17 protein-coding genes and 1 riboswitch are annotated in these 17,635 nt (G+C 71.5%); of the genes, 8 read left to right on the top strand and 9 right to left on the bottom strand.

Features of this window, described 5'->3' with window-relative positions:
* Positions 1 to 31: 31 nt before the first annotated feature.
* From ABD817_RS34230 to ABD817_RS34215, 4 genes are read right to left on the bottom strand one after another with little or no spacing between them, the layout of a single operon-like run.
* Entirely contained in the window at positions 32 to 463 is a 432-nt protein-coding gene (locus ABD817_RS34230; protein WP_344922482.1) for a hypothetical protein, read from the bottom strand.
* The gene (locus ABD817_RS34225) at positions 460 to 921 is read right to left on the bottom strand and encodes a hypothetical protein (protein ID WP_344922481.1); all 462 of its coding nucleotides are present in this window, start codon (positions 919 to 921) and stop codon (positions 460 to 462) included. Before ABD817_RS34225 ends, ABD817_RS34230 begins: the two co-directional genes overlap by 4 nt.
* 10 nt (positions 922 to 931) lie before the next feature.
* On the bottom strand, positions 932 to 1,726 hold the full coding sequence (locus tag ABD817_RS34220) for a carbon-nitrogen hydrolase family protein (RefSeq protein ID WP_344922480.1): 795 nt from the start codon (positions 1,724 to 1,726) through the stop codon (positions 932 to 934).
* Positions 1,723 to 2,712 carry a DUF418 domain-containing protein gene (locus tag ABD817_RS34215; protein WP_344922479.1) on the bottom strand — a complete coding sequence of 330 codons (990 nt, stop codon included), beginning with the start codon at positions 2,710 to 2,712 and terminating at the stop codon, positions 1,723 to 1,725. Before ABD817_RS34215 ends, ABD817_RS34220 begins: the two co-directional genes overlap by 4 nt.
* A gap of 427 nt (positions 2,713 to 3,139) precedes the next feature.
* Here ABD817_RS34215 and ABD817_RS34210 point away from each other — a divergent pair, with 427 nt between their 5' ends.
* Positions 3,140 to 4,744 carry a GDSL-type esterase/lipase family protein gene (locus ABD817_RS34210; RefSeq protein ID WP_344922477.1) on the top strand — a complete coding sequence of 535 codons (1,605 nt, stop codon included), beginning with the start codon at positions 3,140 to 3,142 and terminating at the stop codon, positions 4,742 to 4,744.
* An 81-nt stretch (positions 4,745 to 4,825) separates the two neighbouring features.
* On the opposite strand, the gene ABD817_RS34205 is transcribed toward ABD817_RS34210, so the two are convergent.
* Positions 4,826 to 5,632, bottom strand: a complete 807-nt coding sequence (locus ABD817_RS34205; protein ID WP_344922476.1) for a helix-turn-helix domain-containing protein — start codon at positions 5,630 to 5,632, stop codon at positions 4,826 to 4,828.
* Complete coding sequence (locus ABD817_RS34200; protein ID WP_344922475.1) at positions 5,622 to 6,860, bottom strand: MFS transporter; 1,239 nt, start codon at positions 6,858 to 6,860, stop codon at positions 5,622 to 5,624. The genes ABD817_RS34205 and ABD817_RS34200 overlap by 11 nt, the downstream gene beginning before the upstream one ends.
* A 118-nt stretch (positions 6,861 to 6,978) precedes the next feature.
* Here ABD817_RS34200 and ABD817_RS34195 point away from each other — a divergent pair, with 118 nt between their 5' ends.
* From ABD817_RS34195 to ABD817_RS34185, 3 genes are all read left to right on the top strand, one after another.
* Complete coding sequence (locus ABD817_RS34195; protein WP_344922474.1) at positions 6,979 to 8,163, top strand: pyridoxal phosphate-dependent aminotransferase; 1,185 nt, start codon at positions 6,979 to 6,981, stop codon at positions 8,161 to 8,163.
* 10 nt (positions 8,164 to 8,173) lie between these two features.
* Positions 8,174 to 8,256: riboswitch (ZMP/ZTP riboswitch) on the top strand.
* A gap of 14 nt (positions 8,257 to 8,270) precedes the next feature.
* Positions 8,271 to 9,194, top strand: a complete 924-nt coding sequence (locus tag ABD817_RS34190) for a bifunctional 5,10-methylenetetrahydrofolate dehydrogenase/5,10-methenyltetrahydrofolate cyclohydrolase (RefSeq protein WP_344922539.1) — start codon at positions 8,271 to 8,273, stop codon at positions 9,192 to 9,194.
* A gap of 283 nt (positions 9,195 to 9,477) precedes the next feature.
* A complete protein-coding gene (locus ABD817_RS34185) occupies positions 9,478 to 9,978 on the top strand; it encodes a ricin-type beta-trefoil lectin domain protein (RefSeq protein ID WP_344922473.1) in 501 nt (166 codons plus the stop codon).
* Between the two features lie 287 nt (positions 9,979 to 10,265).
* Here ABD817_RS34185 and ABD817_RS34180 read toward each other — a convergent pair whose 3' ends face one another.
* Entirely contained in the window at positions 10,266 to 11,858 is a 1,593-nt protein-coding gene (locus tag ABD817_RS34180) for an MDR family MFS transporter (RefSeq protein WP_344922471.1), read from the bottom strand.
* An 81-nt stretch (positions 11,859 to 11,939) separates the two neighbouring features.
* Between ABD817_RS34180 and ABD817_RS34175 the strand changes: the two genes are divergently transcribed.
* The 4 genes from ABD817_RS34175 to bar all read left to right on the top strand — a co-directional run bounded on the left by ABD817_RS34175 (position 11,940) and on the right by bar (position 15,666).
* Positions 11,940 to 12,533 (top strand): TetR/AcrR family transcriptional regulator, encoded by a 594-nt coding sequence (locus ABD817_RS34175; protein ID WP_344922470.1) that lies wholly within the window; start codon positions 11,940 to 11,942, stop codon positions 12,531 to 12,533.
* A 155-nt stretch (positions 12,534 to 12,688) separates the two neighbouring features.
* On the top strand, positions 12,689 to 13,417 hold the full coding sequence (locus tag ABD817_RS34170; protein ID WP_344922468.1) for a thioesterase II family protein: 729 nt from the start codon (positions 12,689 to 12,691) through the stop codon (positions 13,415 to 13,417).
* 221 nt (positions 13,418 to 13,638) lie between these two features.
* A complete protein-coding gene (locus ABD817_RS34165; protein ID WP_344922466.1) occupies positions 13,639 to 14,547 on the top strand; it encodes a carbamate kinase in 909 nt (302 codons plus the stop codon).
* Positions 14,548 to 14,574: 27 nt separating this feature from the next.
* Positions 14,575 to 15,666, top strand: coding sequence for a barbiturase (bar, locus tag ABD817_RS34160; RefSeq protein ID WP_344922465.1), 1,092 nt, complete (start codon positions 14,575 to 14,577; stop codon positions 15,664 to 15,666).
* A gap of 60 nt (positions 15,667 to 15,726) precedes the next feature.
* Here bar and ABD817_RS34155 read toward each other — a convergent pair whose 3' ends face one another.
* Together ABD817_RS34155 and ABD817_RS34150 are read right to left on the bottom strand one after the other, a co-directional pair.
* On the bottom strand, positions 15,727 to 16,488 hold the full coding sequence (locus tag ABD817_RS34155) for a VOC family protein (protein WP_344922464.1): 762 nt from the start codon (positions 16,486 to 16,488) through the stop codon (positions 15,727 to 15,729).
* A gap of 119 nt (positions 16,489 to 16,607) precedes the next feature.
* Positions 16,608 to 17,585: a helix-turn-helix transcriptional regulator gene (locus tag ABD817_RS34150; RefSeq protein ID WP_344922463.1), complete on the bottom strand. Its 978-nt coding sequence runs from the start codon at positions 17,583 to 17,585 to the stop codon at positions 16,608 to 16,610.
* Positions 17,586 to 17,635: the final 50 nt, after the last annotated feature.

The following is a 17,635-nucleotide window of genomic DNA, read 5'->3' as shown; positions in this document are numbered from 1 at the left end:
AGGCCGGGAGCTCCGTGGCCGTCCCCCGCCGCTACGGCTCCGCGCCCTCCGGGGCGAGGGGGACGGGCAGGCGCTCGATCCTGATGGAGAAGACCTCGTCGCGGGGGACGACGACCTCGTACGCCCCGTGGTCGACCATCCAGTAACCGAGCGCCTCGGCCTTCATCCCGCTGTGCCCGGTGTAGGCGATGTGCAGGCTTTCCTCGCCGTTCTCCTCGGAGACGTCGAGGACCAGGCACGGCTCCCCGCCGAACGCGCCGACCGTGCGGACCAGCACCAGCCAGTCGAGCTCCTCGCGGTCGACGACCAGCCGCCAGTAGCCGGAGGCCGCCTCGAAGCCCTTCTGGGCCTCCTCGTTGAACAGCACCACCTCGGCGCCGCCGGGACCGAGGGCCGCGGCGTACGTACGGCCCGAGTAGCGGGCGGCGAACCCCGAGGCCACCGGCTCGATCTCGGCGCTCATGAGGCGGGCCGCCAGCTCAGGCCGTCGTAGAGGCCGAAGCGCCGCTCCTCGCCGGAGACCACGTGGATGATCTCGGCCCCGGCGGGGATCGGCATGGGCGTGGTGTGGAACTGCGGCACGACGTGCTCCCGCGAGGTGGTGAAGCCGTTTCCGGCGAAGGGCGGTGAATCGTTCCAGTCACCACCCATGTGCGGGCCGTACGGCACGACGTAGGCGTCCATGTCGCGGGCGAACCAGCGCATCAGGTAGATCTCCGGGACCGTCTCGGTCAGCTCCGAGCCCTCGAACCCCAGGTCGAGACCGGCGAAGAGCTGCGCGGGGGTGGTCAGCCGCGCGCAGTCCTGAACCCGGTACACGTACCCCGAGATCACGGTGCGTCTGCCGGCCAGATAGGGCACGAGCAGCCGAGGCGGTATGACCTTCTGCATCTGCGTTCTACGCCCAGGTGGCTCACTCACGGTCGGCATTTTACGATCCGCCGACCTGGAGCCGCCGGTGTTCCAGGCACGGCACGGCATTCCGGGTGGCAATCGTGATCTGGGAGTCGATTTCGCATGTCTGCACGGCGGGGGTGCTGCCCACGTCGGTGCGTGTCACTCCCATGGGATCGACCAGCATGCTCCGCCCGATCCCGAAGCCGTCGCGGGCCTCCGGATTCGGCGCCTGGCCCACGGCCGCGACCCAGGTGGTGTTCTCGATCGCGCGGGCCCTGACGAGGGTGGTCCAGTGTTCCTCCTTCATCGGCCCCGAACCCCACGCGGCGATCACCGCGAACATCTCGGCCCCCCGGTCGACCAGGGCGCGGGTGAGCTCGGGGAAGCGGATGTCGTAGCAGGTGACCAGGCCCACCCGGAGCCCGGCCAGCTCCACCACGACCGGGGTGTCCCCCGGCGCGACCAGCTCCGACTCGTGGGCGCCGAAGGCGTCGAACAGGTGGATCTTCCGGTAGGCGGCCTCGATCGAGCCCGAGGGGCCGATGGCGACCGCGGTGTTGTGGACCCGGCCTCCGGCGGGCTCGAACACCCCCGCGATCACCGCCAGGCCGTGCTCCCGCGCCGCCCGGGTCAGCCCGGTGACGAACGGCCCGTCCAGTGGCTGGGCGAGCTCGGTGACGCGCCTGCCGTACCGGGTGAGGGTGGCCTCCGGGAGGATCGCCAGCTCGGCACCGCCCTCGGCGGCCTCGGCGAGGGCGTCGAGGGCACGGCTCAGGTTGGCGGCGGGATCTTCGGCCACCGGGATCTGGCAGAGGGCGATGCGTGTCACGGGTGTGACCCTATCCGTCTGTTCGGCACTCGTTCCATCCACGTGAGGCTCCGCCACGCCCATTCCAGCGGTCCGTACCTGAACCTGGCCAGCCACACGCGGCTGAACAGCACCTGGAGCACCAGGGTGACGGCGGAGAGCGCCACCCCGGCGAGCCGGGTCGTGTCCGCGACGAGGAGCGGTACGAAGAGCAGGATGATCGGGGTGCTCATCAGGTAGTTCGTCAGGGCCATCCGGCCGAGCGGGGCCAGGACCGCCCGCAGGGGGTCGCGCAGCCGGGTCCGCAGCAGGAGCAGCAGCCCGGTGCAGTACGCCGTGGCGGCGGCGAGCCCGGCGGCCGGGTAGACGGCCCCGTAGAAGAGGGCGGGATCCCTGGCGATGCGGACCCAGAGCCAGGTGAGTGTCACGCCCAGCACCACGCTCGCGACGAACGTGGGAAGCAGCAGCCACCCGGGTGGCGGGCGCTCCATCAGGGCCATGCCCAGCACGAACACGCCGGGGATGAGGATCGTCCCGCCGCCCTGGTGCACCGCCCACGCGGTGAGGGCGACGCCCAGCACCACCACCGCGGGCTGGGGGAAGAACGAGGCGGGCAGCAGCACCACCACCCCGAAGATCGCGTACGGCAGGAGCACCTCGCCGTGGTTGAAGAACTGGTGGACCAGGCCGAAGGCCGCGAGCACCGCCAGCCTGCGCAGCAGCACGGCCCGGGGGTGCTCGGTCCGCCCGGCCGCCGACCTCAGGAAGAGGACGAAGCTCAGCCCGAACAGGAACGAGAAGATCGGATAGAACCTGCCCTGCAGCAGGTTGTCGATCGCCCAGTCGACCGCGTTGCGGTCCGAATCCTTCAGGTGGTCACGCGTGTGCTGCCAGGTGTTGACCACCATGATCCCGCACACCGCGAAGCCGCGGAGCACGTCGAGCTCGTGGAGCCGGGTCGGTCCGGTCGGTTCCGCCGGTCCGATCGGTCGGGTCAGTCGGGTCACAGGAAATAGACGTACCACTCGATAATCGACTACGCATAGACGACCCGGCCCGTTCACCGGCGCCCGGACGGCCCGAGCGGTGGACGGCGCGCCGGATGGGGCGGTGGGCCCGCTGCGGACGAAGCGGTTCGGGCCGGGGTGCTGAGTCCTCGATAGGTCGGACCTATCAGCGGAGATCTGGGCGGATGTGCCGGACCTGCCGGGAGGGATGTCCGGAAAACCGTACTTATGGGAACGGTGCAACGGAGCACCGGGTAGTCCTTCCCGTGGAGGGCCAGAAATACCTCCTATCTATGACTTGACGGGGTTTATACACCGCTCTAATCTCGCGTTGGTTAATTCAAGTGCTGAACTATGGCGAGGGGTGTCCGTAACATGGCCGTCTCGCGGGTTCGGTTCGCGGTAACACCGGTTCGCAGGAGAATCCATGAGACGACGCGGCTTTTCCCGTCTGTTCGCAGTGGCCCTCGCGGCCGTCCTGGCGGCGAGCACGGCCGGTACGACGGCGGGCCCGGCCGCCGCCGCGGCCCCCGCCTGGACCGGCACCTGGGCGGCCTCGCCGCAGAGCAGCGGCACCACGTTCAACCAGCAGACCATCCGTCAGATCGTGCGCACCAGCATCGGCGGCACGGTGGCGCGCGTCCAGCTCTCGAACGCGTTCGGCAACCGGCCGGTGACCTTCGACAACGTGCACGTGGCCCGGCGCACCTCCGACTCCGGCGTCGACCTCGCCACCGACCGGGTGGTGACCTTCGGCGGCCAGCGCTCCGTCACCGTCCCCGCCGGGGGGCTGGCGGTCAGCGACTCCATCGCCTTCACGGTCGCCGCCCAGTCGGACATCGCGGTCAGCATCTACCTGCCGCAGCAGACCGGTCCCGCGACCTACCACCAGGTGTCGTCCCAGACCAACTACATCGCCTCGGGCAACGTCGCCGGGAACGCGAGCCTCGCGAACGCCCAGCAGGTCGGCAGCTACTACTTCCTGGCCAACCTGGACGTGCAGAACGCCGCCTCGCAGGGCGCCGTCGTCACGCTGGGCGCCTCGATCACCGACGGCGTCGGCTCCAGCTTCAACGCCAACCGGCGCTGGCCCAACCGGCTGGCCGCCCGCCTGGCCGACTCCGGCCGGGTGGTCGGGGTGCTCAACCAGGGCATCAGCGGCAACCGGCTGCTGGCCGACGGCGCCGGGCAGAGCGCGATCAACCGCTTCGAGCGCGACGTGCTCTCCCAGCCGGACGTCCGGTGGGTGATCTTCTCCGACGACCCGATCAACGACCTGACGTCGACCTCGCCGCCGACCCGCGCGGCGCAGCTCATCGACGGCCTCAAGCAGCTCATCGACCGCGCCCACCAGCGGAACGTCAAGTTCTTCTGCTCCACGCTGACCCCGTACCGAGGCTGGTCGGCCTGGTCGCAGGACGCCGAGAACCAGCGCGTCGCCTACAACACGTTCGTCCGCGGCGCGGGCAGCGGCTGCGACGGCGTGCTCGACCAGGACGCGGCGCTCAGGGACCCGGCCAACCCGACGATGTTCCTGCCCGCCTACGACACCGGCGACCACCTGCACCCCAACGACGCGGGCCTGCAGGCCGCCGCCAACGCGGTCAACCTCAGCTGGTTCGGGACGCCGGGCACGCCGGTCCCGTCGGTGATCGGCCTGCGGGCCAAGGCCAACGGCCGCTACGTCACCGCCGCCAACGGCTCACCGCTGATCGCGAACGCGACGTCCGTCGGGACCGCGCAGCAGTTCGAGCGCGTCGACCTGGGCAACGGCAACGTGGGACTGCGCGCGAAGCTCAACAACCAGTTCGTGGCCGCCGAGGGCGCCGGGGCGCAGCCGCTCATCGCCAACCGTCCCTCGGCCGGTGCCTGGGAGACCTTCCAGATCATCAGCAACCCGGACGGCTCGGTCAGCCTCCGGGCCCAGGTCAACGGCAAGTACGTGTGCGCCGATGGCGGGGGCGCGCAGCCGCTCATCGCCAACCGCGACGCGATCGGCCCCTGGGAGCAGTTCGAGATCGTCACCGGCTGACCGCCGGGATCTCGTACCGTCGTCGGCCGATCGCCGATGACCCGAACCGGCGGGGCGACCCGCCGGTTCGGACGTCTCCGCTCAGGTTTCCCGGGGGGCGTCCGGGGAGCGGTTCGAGATCGTCACCGGCGGGCCGGTGAGCGCCTCCAGCCTTTCCATGATCCGAGAGAGCGCCGTCCGCTGCGCGGCGTTCAGGGCATCGCGCATGTGCTGGTAGAAGAGGCCGTACGACTCCCTGTCGAGGAGATCGGCGCCTCCGTTCCGCCCGGTGAACTCGACGACGATCCTCCCGACCCGCTCGGTGAAGTCGTCGACGAGGCGGTCGACGACCGCCGGACCCGCGTCCGCGTCCAGCCGGTCGAAGCGCCGGGCGAGCCCTGTCACCACCTCGGCGGTGCCTGGCGCGGCGATGTGCTCGTAGAACCCGGTGAGGTGTTCGATGCCGGCCTCGCCGACGAGATGCGCGAGAAGGACGGACTGCTCCCGGTCGATCCTGTTCATCGCCGGTGAGACGCCCGACAGGGCGAAGGCCGCGAAGAACCGTGCGAGCTCGGGGGGCACGTCGGGGAGGGTGCGGTGCTTGCGAATAATCCCCAGCATTGTCTTCTGCTTGGTGAGGCGGGCGATCTGGGCGTCGAGCTCGCGTTCGAGGTCGCTCAGCAGATCATGGTGGTCCTCCTCCGAGTCGAGGATGCCCGCCACCTTGTGGAGGGGGATCCCGAGCGCGGCGAGCCGTTTGACGCGCAACAGCCTGACCAGGTCGTGGATCGTGTAGCGCCGGTATCCGCTCGGGTCGCGGCCGGGCTCGGGCAGGACGCCGATCCGGTGGTAGTGGCGCAGCGTACGGACCGTCACGTCCGCGAGGGACGCCAGCTCGCTACTTCGCACGCCCGGTCACCTCCTGTCCCGCCCCAAGGTTACGCAGCGCGGGCGCGCGGAGTGCCGCCAGGACGGTGACGACCCAGACGACGCCCATGGTGATTCCCGCGGCGGCCAGGCCACCGAGATGGCCGATGAGCGCGGCGGCGAGGATCCCCGCCGGTCCCGCGATCATCATGAGGGAGTTCTGCGTGCCCATGACGCGACCGCGCAGGTCCTCGGGGATTCGTTCGATCATGAGCACCCCGAGCAGGCCGCCGAGCAGTCCCGAGGAGAGCCCCAGCACGAACGCGCCGGTGAAGACGACCCATATCGGGGGAAGGGCCGAGATGACACCGATGCCCACGGCGGTGCCCAGCAGCCCGGTCACGAACCAGGCCCGGCGTGACCCGCGTGCCCCCAGAGCGGCGTAGAGGCCGCCGCCCACGAGGGTTCCCGCGGCGATCGCGGTGAGCACGAAACCGAGCGTCTCCATCCGGCCGATCAGCGTGAAGTGCGCGGGGAGGACGATTCCCTGCAGGGAGACGATCACGGTGATCAGCACCAGGTTGAGCATCGTGACCGCGAGCAGGAACCGGTCGCGCCGGAACAGCACCCGCCAGCCCTCCTTCAACAGCCCCCACCCCGAAGCGGGCGAGGAGGACGCGGGATCGGTCCCGGCGGGGATCACGCCGACGTGCCTCGGGATCAGGAGCGTGAGCATCGCCGCCGCGGACGAGGTGCCCGCGGTGATCCAGAGCACCATGGAGCCGTCGAACAGGACCAGCAGGCTCCCGGCCGCGGCCGGGCCGATCACCATGATCAACGCGCCGATGCTCTCCCTGACACCCATGAGCCGGTGCGCGGGGACGCCGCCGGCCCGTACGATCGCGGGCAGGATCGCCTCGCGGGCCGTCATCCCCGGCACGTCACCGACCGCGCCGATGATGCCGAAAAGGATGAACCACCCCAGGTTCAACCCGGTCACGAGATCGACGACGGGCAGGGCGGCCAGCGACGCGGCGGAGATCAGATCGGTGATCACCGACGACGTGCGCCGGTTGATCCGGTCGATCACGACACCCATGACCAGACCCGAGACGAAGGCCGGTACCGCGGTGGCGGCCGACAGGATCCCGGCGGAGAGGACGCTTCCCGTCGTCTGCAACACGATCAGGGGGAGAGCCACCGCGGCGATCGAGTTTCCCAGCAGTGACAGGGCGTACGAGGCCAGGTAGATCAGGGGAACGGGCTTCATGCCCCCAGTGGAAACCATGACCTTACGTCGGGGGCAAATGCCGGAGCCCGCACCCCCGTAGGAGGAACGCGGCGGTGGTCACGAGATGCCGTAAGAGGGCGGGACTACGCTGGAGCGCGTGAGTGATCCTCTGGTGGCGCGGATGCGCGAGTTCGGCACGACCATCTTCGCCGAGATGTCGGCGCTGGCCCTGCGGACCGGCTCGATCAACCTCGGGCAGGGCTTCCCCGACACCGACGGGCCCGCCGCGATGCTGGAACGGGCGGTGTCGGCGATCCGCGAGGGCTCCAACCAGTACCCGCCGGGGCCGGGGGTGCCCGAGCTGCGCCAGGCCGTCTCCGAGCACCGCAAGGACCACTACGGGCTCGACTACGACCCCGACGGCGAGGTCCTCGTCACCGTCGGCGCCACCGAGGCCATCGCCGCGACGATCCTCGCGCTGTGCGAGCCCGGCGACGAGGTGATCGCCTTCGAGCCGTACTACGACTCCTACGCCGCCGCCGTCGCCCTCGCCGGGGCCGTGCTCCGCCCGGTCACCCTGCGCCCGGTCGAGGGCCGCTTCACCTTCGACCCCGCCGAGCTGCGCGCCGCCGCCGGGCCGCGTACCCGGGCCGTCCTGGTCAACTCCCCGCACAATCCCACCGGAACCGTCCTCACCCGCGCCGAGCTCGACGAGATCGCCCGGCTGTGCCTGGAGCGCGACCTGGTGGCCGTCACCGACGAGGTCTACGAGCACCTCACCTTCGACGGCGTCGAGCACGTGCCGATGGCCACCCTGCCGGGCATGCGCGAGCGCACCGTGATGATCTCCTCCGCGGGCAAGACCTTCTCGGTCACCGGCTGGAAGACGGGCTGGATCTGCGCGCCGCCCGAGCTCGTCAGGGCCGCGCAGACCGTCAAGCAGTTCCTCACCTTCACCGCCGCCGCGCCCTGGCAGCTCGCCGTCGCCCACGGCCTGCGCCACGAGCTCGACTGGGTCTCCGCCCTGCGGGCGGACCTGGAGTCCAAGCGCGACCGGCTGATGGCGGGGCTGTCCACGGCGGGCTTCGAGGTCTACCGTCCCGCGGGCACCTACTTCGTGCAGACCGACATCCGTCCCCTGGGCTTCACCGACGGCCTCGCCCTGACCCGCGAGCTGCCGTCGCTGGCGGGCGTGGTCGCCATCCCCACCCAGGTCTTCTACGCCCGCCCCGAGCGCGGGGGTCACTTCGTCCGCTTCGCCTTCTGCAAGCGGGACGAGGTCATCGACGAGGCGGTGAGCCGGCTGGCCGGGCTCGGGGCGGTTCGACCCACGGGGGGTTGATCGGGCATCCTGGGGGTGAAGCGACTGGCGGCAAGAGGATGGCATCAACCATCGGGGAGCCCGTCGTGGGAGTCGACCGCCTGGGCGCCCACGCCGAGAGGACGCGCATGCCCCAGCCCGCATCGAACGGTCCCGAGTCCGAGAGCGCGCCGTCGGCCCGATTGCTTCCCGGCGGCCCGGTCGCCGAAAGCATCCTGGCCGACGTGGCGACCCGGGTGGCCGCCCTGACCGGCGGGGGGATCACCCCGAGCCTGGCGACGGTCCTGGTCGGCGACGACGACGCCAGCGCCGGATACATCCGCATCAAGCAGCGGCAGGCCGCCGAGCTCGGCTTCGCCTCCCCGCACGAGCACCTGCCCGCGAGCGCCACCCAGGCGGACCTGCACGCGGTCATCACCGCTTTCAACGACGACCCGGCGGTGCACGGGCTGCTCGTCCAGCACCCCGTCCCCAAGCACCTCGACTACGACCGGGCCCTGCAGGTCATGGATCCGGACAAGGACGTCGACGGCATGCATCCGCTCAACATCGGGCGGCTGGCGCTGGAGCTCCCCGGCCCGCTGCCGTGCACGCCCGCCGGGATCGAGGCGCTGCTCGCGTACTACGACATCCCGGTGGCGGGCCGGGAGGTGGTCGTCCTCGGGCGCGGGGCCACACTCGGCCGTCCCCTGTCGATCCTCCTCGCGCAGAAGCGCCCGACGGCGAACGCCGCCGTCACCGTCGTGCACACCGGGGTGAGCGACTGGCCCCGCTACACGCGGCGCGCCGACGTCCTGGTCGCCGCCGCGGGCGTGCCGGGGATCGTCCGGCCCGAGCACGTCAAGCCCGGCGCCGTCGTCGTCGGCGGCGGGGTGCGTTACGAGGGCAGGCGCCTGCTGCCCGACGTCGACGAGTCCTGTGCCCGGGTGGCCGGGGCGATCACCCCCAGGGTCGGCGGGGTCGGGCCCACCACGGTCGCGATGCTGTTCCGCAACGCGATCACGGCGGCCGAGCGCGCCACGGGTGCCGCCGGAGAGGACGGCGCCCGGTAGCCGTCCGACGCCGCCCGCCCGCCGTTACCGGCCCGGCGCCGCCTCATGGCGGCCACCCGTTCCGTGGCCGCGCGGAGGGCGCGTTCCCTCACGAAACGCCGGTCGCCGTGTCGTCGGCCCGGAATCAATCTCCCTGCGTGTACCTTCTGCTGCGGAGAGTGGTCGACGGGCGTGCCCGCGAGGGCGGTACGCACGGTGCGGAACGGGTGGGGCGGGCGGGTTCCCTCCCGATGACGCGCGCCGCTCTCCACTCCCGTGATTCGCAGGAAGGAGAGCATCGACGATGCGACGGGGATTCAGGGTGCTGGCGGCGGTGGTGGTCGCACTCGGTTGCGTGGGGTTCGTCCCGGGCGCGGCGACCGCCTCCGGCTCGGACTCCGCCGCCTGGGGGCCCGTCCGCAGCCACCAGAACTGGCGCTGCCTGGACGCCGACCTCGGCACCATCGGCCCGAACGGGACCAAGGTGCAGCTGTGGGGCTGCAACGGCTGGGACAACCAGTCGTGGAGCTACGACGTGTCCAGTCACACGATCCACAGCAAGGAGAACGGCCGCTGCCTGGACGCCGATCTCGGGACCATCAACGCGAACGGCACCAAGGTGCAGCTCTGGGACTGCAACGGCTGGGCCAACCAGAAATGGATCTACGACGCGACGAGCCGCACGATCTACAGCATGTACAACGGGCGCTGCCTGGACGCGGACCTGGGGACCATCGGCTCGAACGGGACCAAGGTGCAGCTGTGGAACTGCAACGGCTGGGCCAACCAGAAGTGGACGCTCTGACGGCCGTCCGAGGGCTGACGGCCGTCCGAGGGCGGCACGCGTCGTTCGCGGTGTTCTCGCGACGCGGCGACCGGCTGCGGCCGGGCCACCTGGGGAGCCGGTGTCGCCGGGCGTTCTCGCCGACCGGCACCGGCCCGGCGGCGGTGTATCCGAGGTAGCGCGCGACCTGTGGCGAGCGGGAGCCGCTCCCGCCGGGGGAGGGCAGGCTCGCGCGAGGCGGGTGGGAAAGGGCCCGGGGCCGGCCGGAGAGCGGACCGGCCCCGGGCGGCGCGGGGGTGTTACGGGGGTTACGGCCTGCCCGCGATGACCGGCGAGGTGGTGGCGGGGTCGGTGGAGGCCGCCGGGGTGGCGGCCCGCGCCGAGCGCAGCGGGATCTCCCTGAGCATCAGGGAGGCCACCGCGGCGAGGACGGCGATCGGGACGCCGACCACGAAGACCGCGCTCATCGCCCGGGTGAACGCCTCCAGGATGATCTCCAGGATCGGCGCGGGGAGAGCGTGGATGGCCTCGGGGGAGCCGAGGCTGGGGGCCGCGCCGCCGCTCAGCGGCAGGTTCGCCGCCTTCGCGAGGGAGACCAGCTCCGCGGTGAGCCGGTTGGACAGGATCGCGCCGAAGGCCGCGACGCCCACCGCGCCGCCGAGGGAGCGGAAGAACGACACCCCGGAGGTCGCCGAGGCGAGGTTCGCGCGGGTCACCGCGTTCTGGGCGGCGAGGATCAGGATCTGCATGGAGGCGCCGAGCCCGATGCCGAGCACCGCGTTGTCGAGGCCGACGATCACCAGCGAGCTGTCGACGTGCAGGCGGGAGAGCAGGAACAGCCCGAGCGCGACCAGCAGCATGCCCACCACGGGGAAGATCTTCCAGCGGCCCGTCCTGCTGACGAACCGGCCGGTCAGGATCGAGGAGGTGAGCAGGCCGAGCACCAGGGGCAGGGTCATCAGGCCTGAGCCGGTGGGGCTCATGCCCTTGACGATCTGCAGATACTGCGGCAGGAACATCAGCGCGCCGAACATCGCCGCGCCGACCAGCAGGGAGGCGACGGAGGTGAGCACGAAGGTGCGGTCGCGGAACAGGTGCGGGGGCAGGATCGGGTCGGCGGCCCGGCGCTCGGCGACGACGGTGAGGCCGAACATCGCCAGGCTGAGCGCGCCCAGACCGTAGGTCCACGCGGAGTTCCAGCCGAACTCCTTGCCCCCGAGGGAGAGCAGCAGCATCAGCGCGGTGGTGCCGCCGGTGATGAAGGTCGCGCCCCACCAGTCGACCTTCGTGTCGCGCCGGACGAGCGGCAGCTTCAGCACCTTCTGGATGACGACGAACGCGACCACCGCGAGCGGCACGCAGAACCAGAAGGTCCAGCGCCAGGACATGTTGTCCACGATGAACCCGCCGAGCAGCGGGCCGGCCACCGTCGAGACGCCGAAGACCGCGCCGATGTAGCCGGAGTAGCGCCCGCGCTCGCGGGGCTCGACCACGTCGCCGAGGATGATCTGCGGCAGGGCGGCGAGGCCGCCGGCGCCGATGCCCTGCAGCGCCCTGGCCGCGATGAGCTGGCCCATGTCCTGGGAGAACCCGGCGGCGATGGAGGACAGCACGAAGACGACCAGCGAGACCTGGAACATGAGCTTGCGGCCGTAGAGGTCGGAGAGCTTGCCCCAGATCGGGGTGGAGGCGGTCATGGTCAGCAGGGTCGCGCTGGCCACCCAGGCGAGCTGCTCCTGACCGCCGAGCGTGCCGACGATCGTCGGCAGCGCGGTCCCGACCACGGACGTGGAGATCATCGACGTCAGCATGGCGAGCATCAGCCCGGCCAGGATCTCCAGCACCTGTCTGTGGGTGAAACGCGGTTCGGCCTCGGCCTGGATCCGTTGTTCGGTCAGCATGAACCGTCCCCCAATGCATGTACAGTACACATGAAGTTAGTAGACGCTTGTTTACTCGTCAAATCTGAAAGGATCCCGTAGGTGGATGAGATACGGCAGCGCGACAGGGAGGGCACCAGGCGGCGCATCCTCGACGCCGCCCGCCGGCTGTTCGCCGACCTCGGGTACGACCAGGTGACGATGCGGATGATCGCCGCGGAGGCGGACGCCAACATCGCGCTGATCAACCGCTACTTCGGCAGCAAGCGCGACCTGTTCGCCGAGGTGCTCGCGATGCAGGGGCGCTTCCCCGGCGTCCTGGACGGCCCCGAGGAGGAGCTGCCCCGCCGCCTGGCCGAGTACGTCGCCGAACGGCTCCGCTCCGACCAGGGGAGCGTGGTGCTGGCCGCGCTCATCCGGTCGTCCAGCGCCCCGGAGATCCACGAGATCATCCGCGACCGGGTCAGCTCGGCGATCCTGGGCCCCCTGTCGGCGCGGCTCTCCGGTCCCGACGCGACCTTCCGGGCGATGGTCGCCACCGCGCTCGTCACCGGCAGCGGCACGATGCGCCAGCTCTACGGCCCCGACTCCGGCGACGCCCCCGACCACGAGACCGTGGTCGCCCGGCTCACCGCCGTCTTCGAGGCCTGTCTCGGGGTGGGAGACCCCGGCACCGCCCCGGCGCCGTCGCGGTGACATCGCGGTGACGTCGGCGCGGCGCGTTCGGGACGGGGCCGGACGCGCCGCTCGATCCGGTTTCCGCCCGGTGCGCGGACGCTCCTCGTGACCCGGTCAAAGGGCGGGCGCCATCCGCGATCATGCGGTCGCCCGGGGCGTGCGACCATGGTCACATGACCTGGTTGCGCTGTGCCTTCCCCCGGCCGGGGGCGACCACGCGGCTGTTCTGCCTCGCGCACGCGGGCGGGTCGGCCAACGCCTACCGCACGTGGTCGGAGCTGCTGCCCGCGTCCGTCGAGCTGCACGCGACGCAGCTGCCCGGCAGGGCCGACCGGTTCACCGAGCCGCTGCCGGACGACATGGACGCGCTGGCCGACGAGGTGACCGGGTCGATGCTGCCGCTGCTGGACCGGCGTTTCGCGCTGTTCGGGCACAGCATGGGGGCGACGCTCGCCTACGAGGTCACGCGCCGCCTCGAAGCCCGGGGAATCGCCCCGGCGCGGCTGTTCGTGTCCGGCGCGAGGGCGCCGCACGCCCCCCGCGACCGGCCCGAGATCTCGGAGTACGACGACGACCGCTTCGTGGCCGAGCTGGCGAAACTCGGCGGCACCGAGGTGGAGGTCCTGTCCCACCGGGCGATGCGCGAGATCATCCTGCCCTACGTCCGCGCGGACTTCCGCCTGGTCGAGGCGTACCACCACCGTCCCGGACCTCCGCTGTACACCCCGATCTCCGCCCTCGTCGGCGACGCCGACCCGGTGGTCACCCCCGTCCAGGCCAAGTCGTGGGAGGCCCGTACGAGCTCCGACTTCTCCCTGACGGTCTTCCCCGGCGACCACTTCTACCTGCAGCCGCAACGCGCGCCGGTGGTCGAGGAGATCGCCCGGACCCTCGCGGGGTGAGCGGGATGAGCGGGGTGAGCGGCCGCGACGCGCGGACAGGAAGGACAGGGGAACGTCCCGGTACGGGCTTCGGACGGTAGAGGCCGTACCGGTCCCGGGTCATGTCCGCCCCCGCGAGGCCCACGCGAGCCGCCCGGTTGGCTGGTTGTGTCGAAGGAAGGGTCCTCCTTGGGCAATGAGTGCCCATGAGGTGGAACGGGGAGGCCATTAGCGTCGGCCAGGTGGGTGAACGAGTACTGATCGCGCTCGGTGGCAACGCGATGACCGGGCCCGACGGCGGCGCCTCGCCGGGTGACCAGCACCGCGCGGTCGAGCAGGCCGTGCGCCACGTCGTCGCGCTCGTCGAGGACGGCCACCAGGTGACCCTCACCCACGGCAACGGCCCCCAGGTCGGCAACCTGATCCTGAAGAACCAGCTCGCCGCGCACGTCGTGCCCCCGGTGCCGCTCGACTGGTGCGGGGCGCAGACGCAGGCCACCATCGGCACCCTCATCCTCAACGCGTTCGACGGCCGCGCGGCGGTCGTGGTCACCCGTACGCTCGTCGACCCCGCCGACCCGGCCTTCCAGGACCCGGTCAAGCCGATCGGCCGCTACTTCAGCGAGGCGGAGGCGCGCCGCTTCGAGGATCTCGGCCAGACCTGGCGCCGCTTCGAGCGGGGCTGGCGCCGCGTGGTGGCCTCCCCCGAGCCGCTGGAGATCCTCGACGCGCCCGCGGTGGCCGCGCTGGTGGCCTCGGGATTCACCGTCGTGGCCGCGGGGGGCGGCGGCGTGCCGGTGACCCGCGACGCGGAGGGGCGGCTGGCCGGGGTCGAGGCCGTGATCGACAAGGATCTGGCCGCCGCCGTGCTCGCCAGGGCCGTGCGGGCCACGGTCCTGGTCATCGCGACCGACGTCCCCCGGGCCGTCGTCGGGTTCGGCACGCCCGGGGCCCGCCCCCTGGGCCACGTCACCGCGGCCGAACTGCGCGTGCTGCACGCCGCGGGACACTTCGCGGGGGGCAGCATGGGCCCGAAGGTCGAGGCCGCGCTGCGCTTCGTCGAGCAGGGCGGCGACCGATCGGTGATCACCTCCCTCGAGGACATGGGAGCGGCGCTCACCGGGGAGACCGGCACCGTGGTGCGACAGTGAACACGACGCGATCGAAAGGTGGCAGCGATGCCCGAACCCATTGAAGTGCGCAAGGTGCCCATCGAGAGTGTGACCGACGCCTCCGGGCTGGCCCGGCTCATCGACGACGGGGTGATCGAGGCGCACCGGGTGCTCGCGGTGATCGGCAAGACCGAGGGCAACGGCGGGGTGAACGACTACACCCGCATCCTGGCCGACACGGCCTTCCGCGGGGTGCTCGCGGCCAAGGGCCACCCGTCCCCCGAGAGCGTGCCGCTGGTGTGGTCGGGCGGCACCGACGGCGTGCTCAGCCCGCACGCCACGATCTTCGCCACCACCGCGAACGCCGAGCCGGGTGACGAGCCGAGGGTGAGCGTCGGCATCGCGATGAGCGACGTGATCCTGCCCGAGGACATCGGCCGCCCCGCGATGGTGGAGAAGGTCGCCGCCGGAGTCCGCGAGGCCATGAAGCTCGCCGGGATCGACGACCCCGCCGACGTCCACTACGTCCAGACCAAGACCCCGCTGCTCACCCTGTCCACGATCAACGACGCCAAGTCGCGCGGCAAGGACGTGGTGATCGAGGACACCGGCCCGTCGATGGACATCTCCAACTCCACCACCGCCCTCGGCATCGCCGTCGCCCTCGGCGAGATCGAGATGCCGGCCGCCGACCAGATCCACCGCGACCTGTCGCTCTACTCCTCGGTCGCCTCGTGCTCCTCGGGCGTCGAACTGGACCGGGCCCAGATCGTGGTCGTCGGCAACGTACGGGGGATCGGCGGCCGGTACCGGATCGGTCACTCGGTCATGAAGGACGCGCTGGACGCCGACGGCATCTGGGAGGCCATCCGCTCCAGCGGCATCGAGCTGCCCGAGCGCCCCCACCCGTCCGACCTGGGCGACAGGCTCGTCAACGTCTTCATGAAGTGCGAGGCCGACCCGTCGGGCAGCGTGCGGGGCCGCCGCAACATCATGCTCGACGACTCCGACGTGCACTGGCACCGCCAGATCAAGGCCACCGTCGGCGGTGTCGCGGCCAGCGTCACCGGGGACCCGGCCGTGTTCGTCTCGGTCGCGGCGGTCCACCAGGGCCCCAGCGGCGGCGGCCCGGTGGCCGCCATCGCCGACCTCGGCTGACGGGCGGCACGCGGAGGCACGCGCCGCCCGCGCGTGCCTCCGCGTGCGGGCCGCGGGCCGTCATCCGCCCGCGGCCGGTCGCGGACCCGGACGGAGGGCCTGCCGGGGGGTCAGCACACAGAACTCGTTGCCATCGGGATCGGCCATCGCCACCTGACCGGCCTCGCGCGGGCCGACGTCGATTCGAGTCGCCCCGAGGGAGACGAGACGGTCGACCTCCGCTCGCTGATCACCGTGCGCAGGTGGGGCGAGGTCGAAGTGCAGCCGGTTCTTCCCGGTCTTCGGCGCCACCGGCGGACCGCCCCACGTGATCTTCGGACCGCCGTGCGGCGAGCGGATCGCGGTCTCCTCGTCCTGGTCCCAGACCAGCGGCCAGCCCAGGGCCTCGCTCCAGAAGTATCCGACCTCCCGCGAACCGTCGCACGCGAGCGCTCCGACGAATCCGCAGTCAGCGAGGAAGTTGTTGTCCGGCCCGATGACGCAGAACTCGTTGCCCTCGGGGTCGGCGAGCACCACATGGTCCTCCTCCGGGCGTTGCCCGATGTCGATGTGCCGCGCACCGAGCTCGAGCGACCTCGCCACCGTCTGCCGCTGGTCCTCAAGGGACGTGCTCGTCAGATCGAAGTGCATCTGGTTCGGGCCGGTTTTCTCCTCCCGGGCCGGAAGACATCGGATCCGGAACCCGGTGTCATCGCTCGGCAGGAGCGTGATGCCGTCGCGGGGATCGTCGGTCATCTCCCAGCCCAGGACTCCGGTCCAGAAGCGCGCCAGGCGGAGCGGGTCGTTCGCGTCGAAGCAGAGCGCGACGAGCTGAGAGGTCATCCCGCGTCTCCAATCTGCCGGCTCACGGGCGCGGACAGGGCACCTCCGCCCGCCGCATGACGGAGGCAACGCTAGCCCGCCCGAAGACCGCGACGCCAACGCTTATAAGCGCGTACGGGTCAGGCGGGTTTGTCAGGAGGTGTGTGATGCCGGGCCGCGTCGACGAGGCGGGTGCCGAGCGCGCGGATGTGCTGGATGAGTTCGGGCGGTTCGTGCACCTCGAACGGGACGCCGAGTTGCGCGACCCACATGGCCAGCTCGTCGAGGGAGTTCGATCCGGTGCTGAGGACGCACACGCCGTCGCCGGCCGGCTCGACCACCGCCATCGTCGGCGGCATCCGGGCGGCGACGACATCGGCCGGGGCCCGCACCGTGAACCGGCCGCGGTAGCGGTACGGGTCGACGGAGATCCGCTCCGAGATGTAGAGGGCGAGGTCGGCGCCGGGCGGCTCGCGGGGGGTGAAGCGTGGCCCGTTCGGGGTGCGCAGGCGCAGCCGGTCGACGCGGAACGTGCGCCAGTCGTCCCGGCCGGTGTCCCACGCCACCAGGTACCAGCGGCGGCCCGAGTTCACCAGCCGGTACGGTTCGGCGGCGCGGAGATCCCCGGTGCCGTCGTGGGAGCGGTAGTCGAACCGCAGGCTTTCCCTGCCGCGTACGGCCGAGGCGATCGCGGTGAGCACGGACGGGTCCACGGCCGCGTCCGGGCCCACCAGCGGGACCGTGACCGACCGCAGGTCGCCGACCCGCTGCCGGAGCCGGGGCGGGAGGACCTGTTCGAGCTTGGCGAGGGCGCGGACCGAGGTCTCCTGGATGCCCGCCACGCTGGAGACGGCGGCGGTGCCGAGCCCGATGGCGACCGCGACCGCCTCGTCGTCGTCGAGCAGCAGCGGCGGGAGCCCGGCACCGGCGCCGAGCCGGTAGCCGGGTGTGCCCGCGGTGGCGTGCACGACGTACCCGAGTTCACGGATCCGGTCGATGTCGCGGCGGATCGTGCGGGGCGAGACGCCGAGCCGTTCGGCCAGCTCGGTGCCCGGCCAGTCCCTGGGGGTCTGCAGTAGCGACAGCAGCCGCAGCAGCCGTGCCGATGTCTCCAGCATGACGCCGATCCTAGGACCGAAGCTGTCCTAGCAGGTGCCTAGCCTGACGG

It is taken from the genome of Streptosporangium oxazolinicum, assembly GCF_039537505.1.
Lineage (GTDB): Bacteria > Actinomycetota > Actinomycetes > Streptosporangiales > Streptosporangiaceae > Streptosporangium > Streptosporangium oxazolinicum.
The sequence above is the reverse complement of the archived record's forward strand: the minus strand, read 5'-3'. Positions and strand labels throughout refer to the sequence as shown.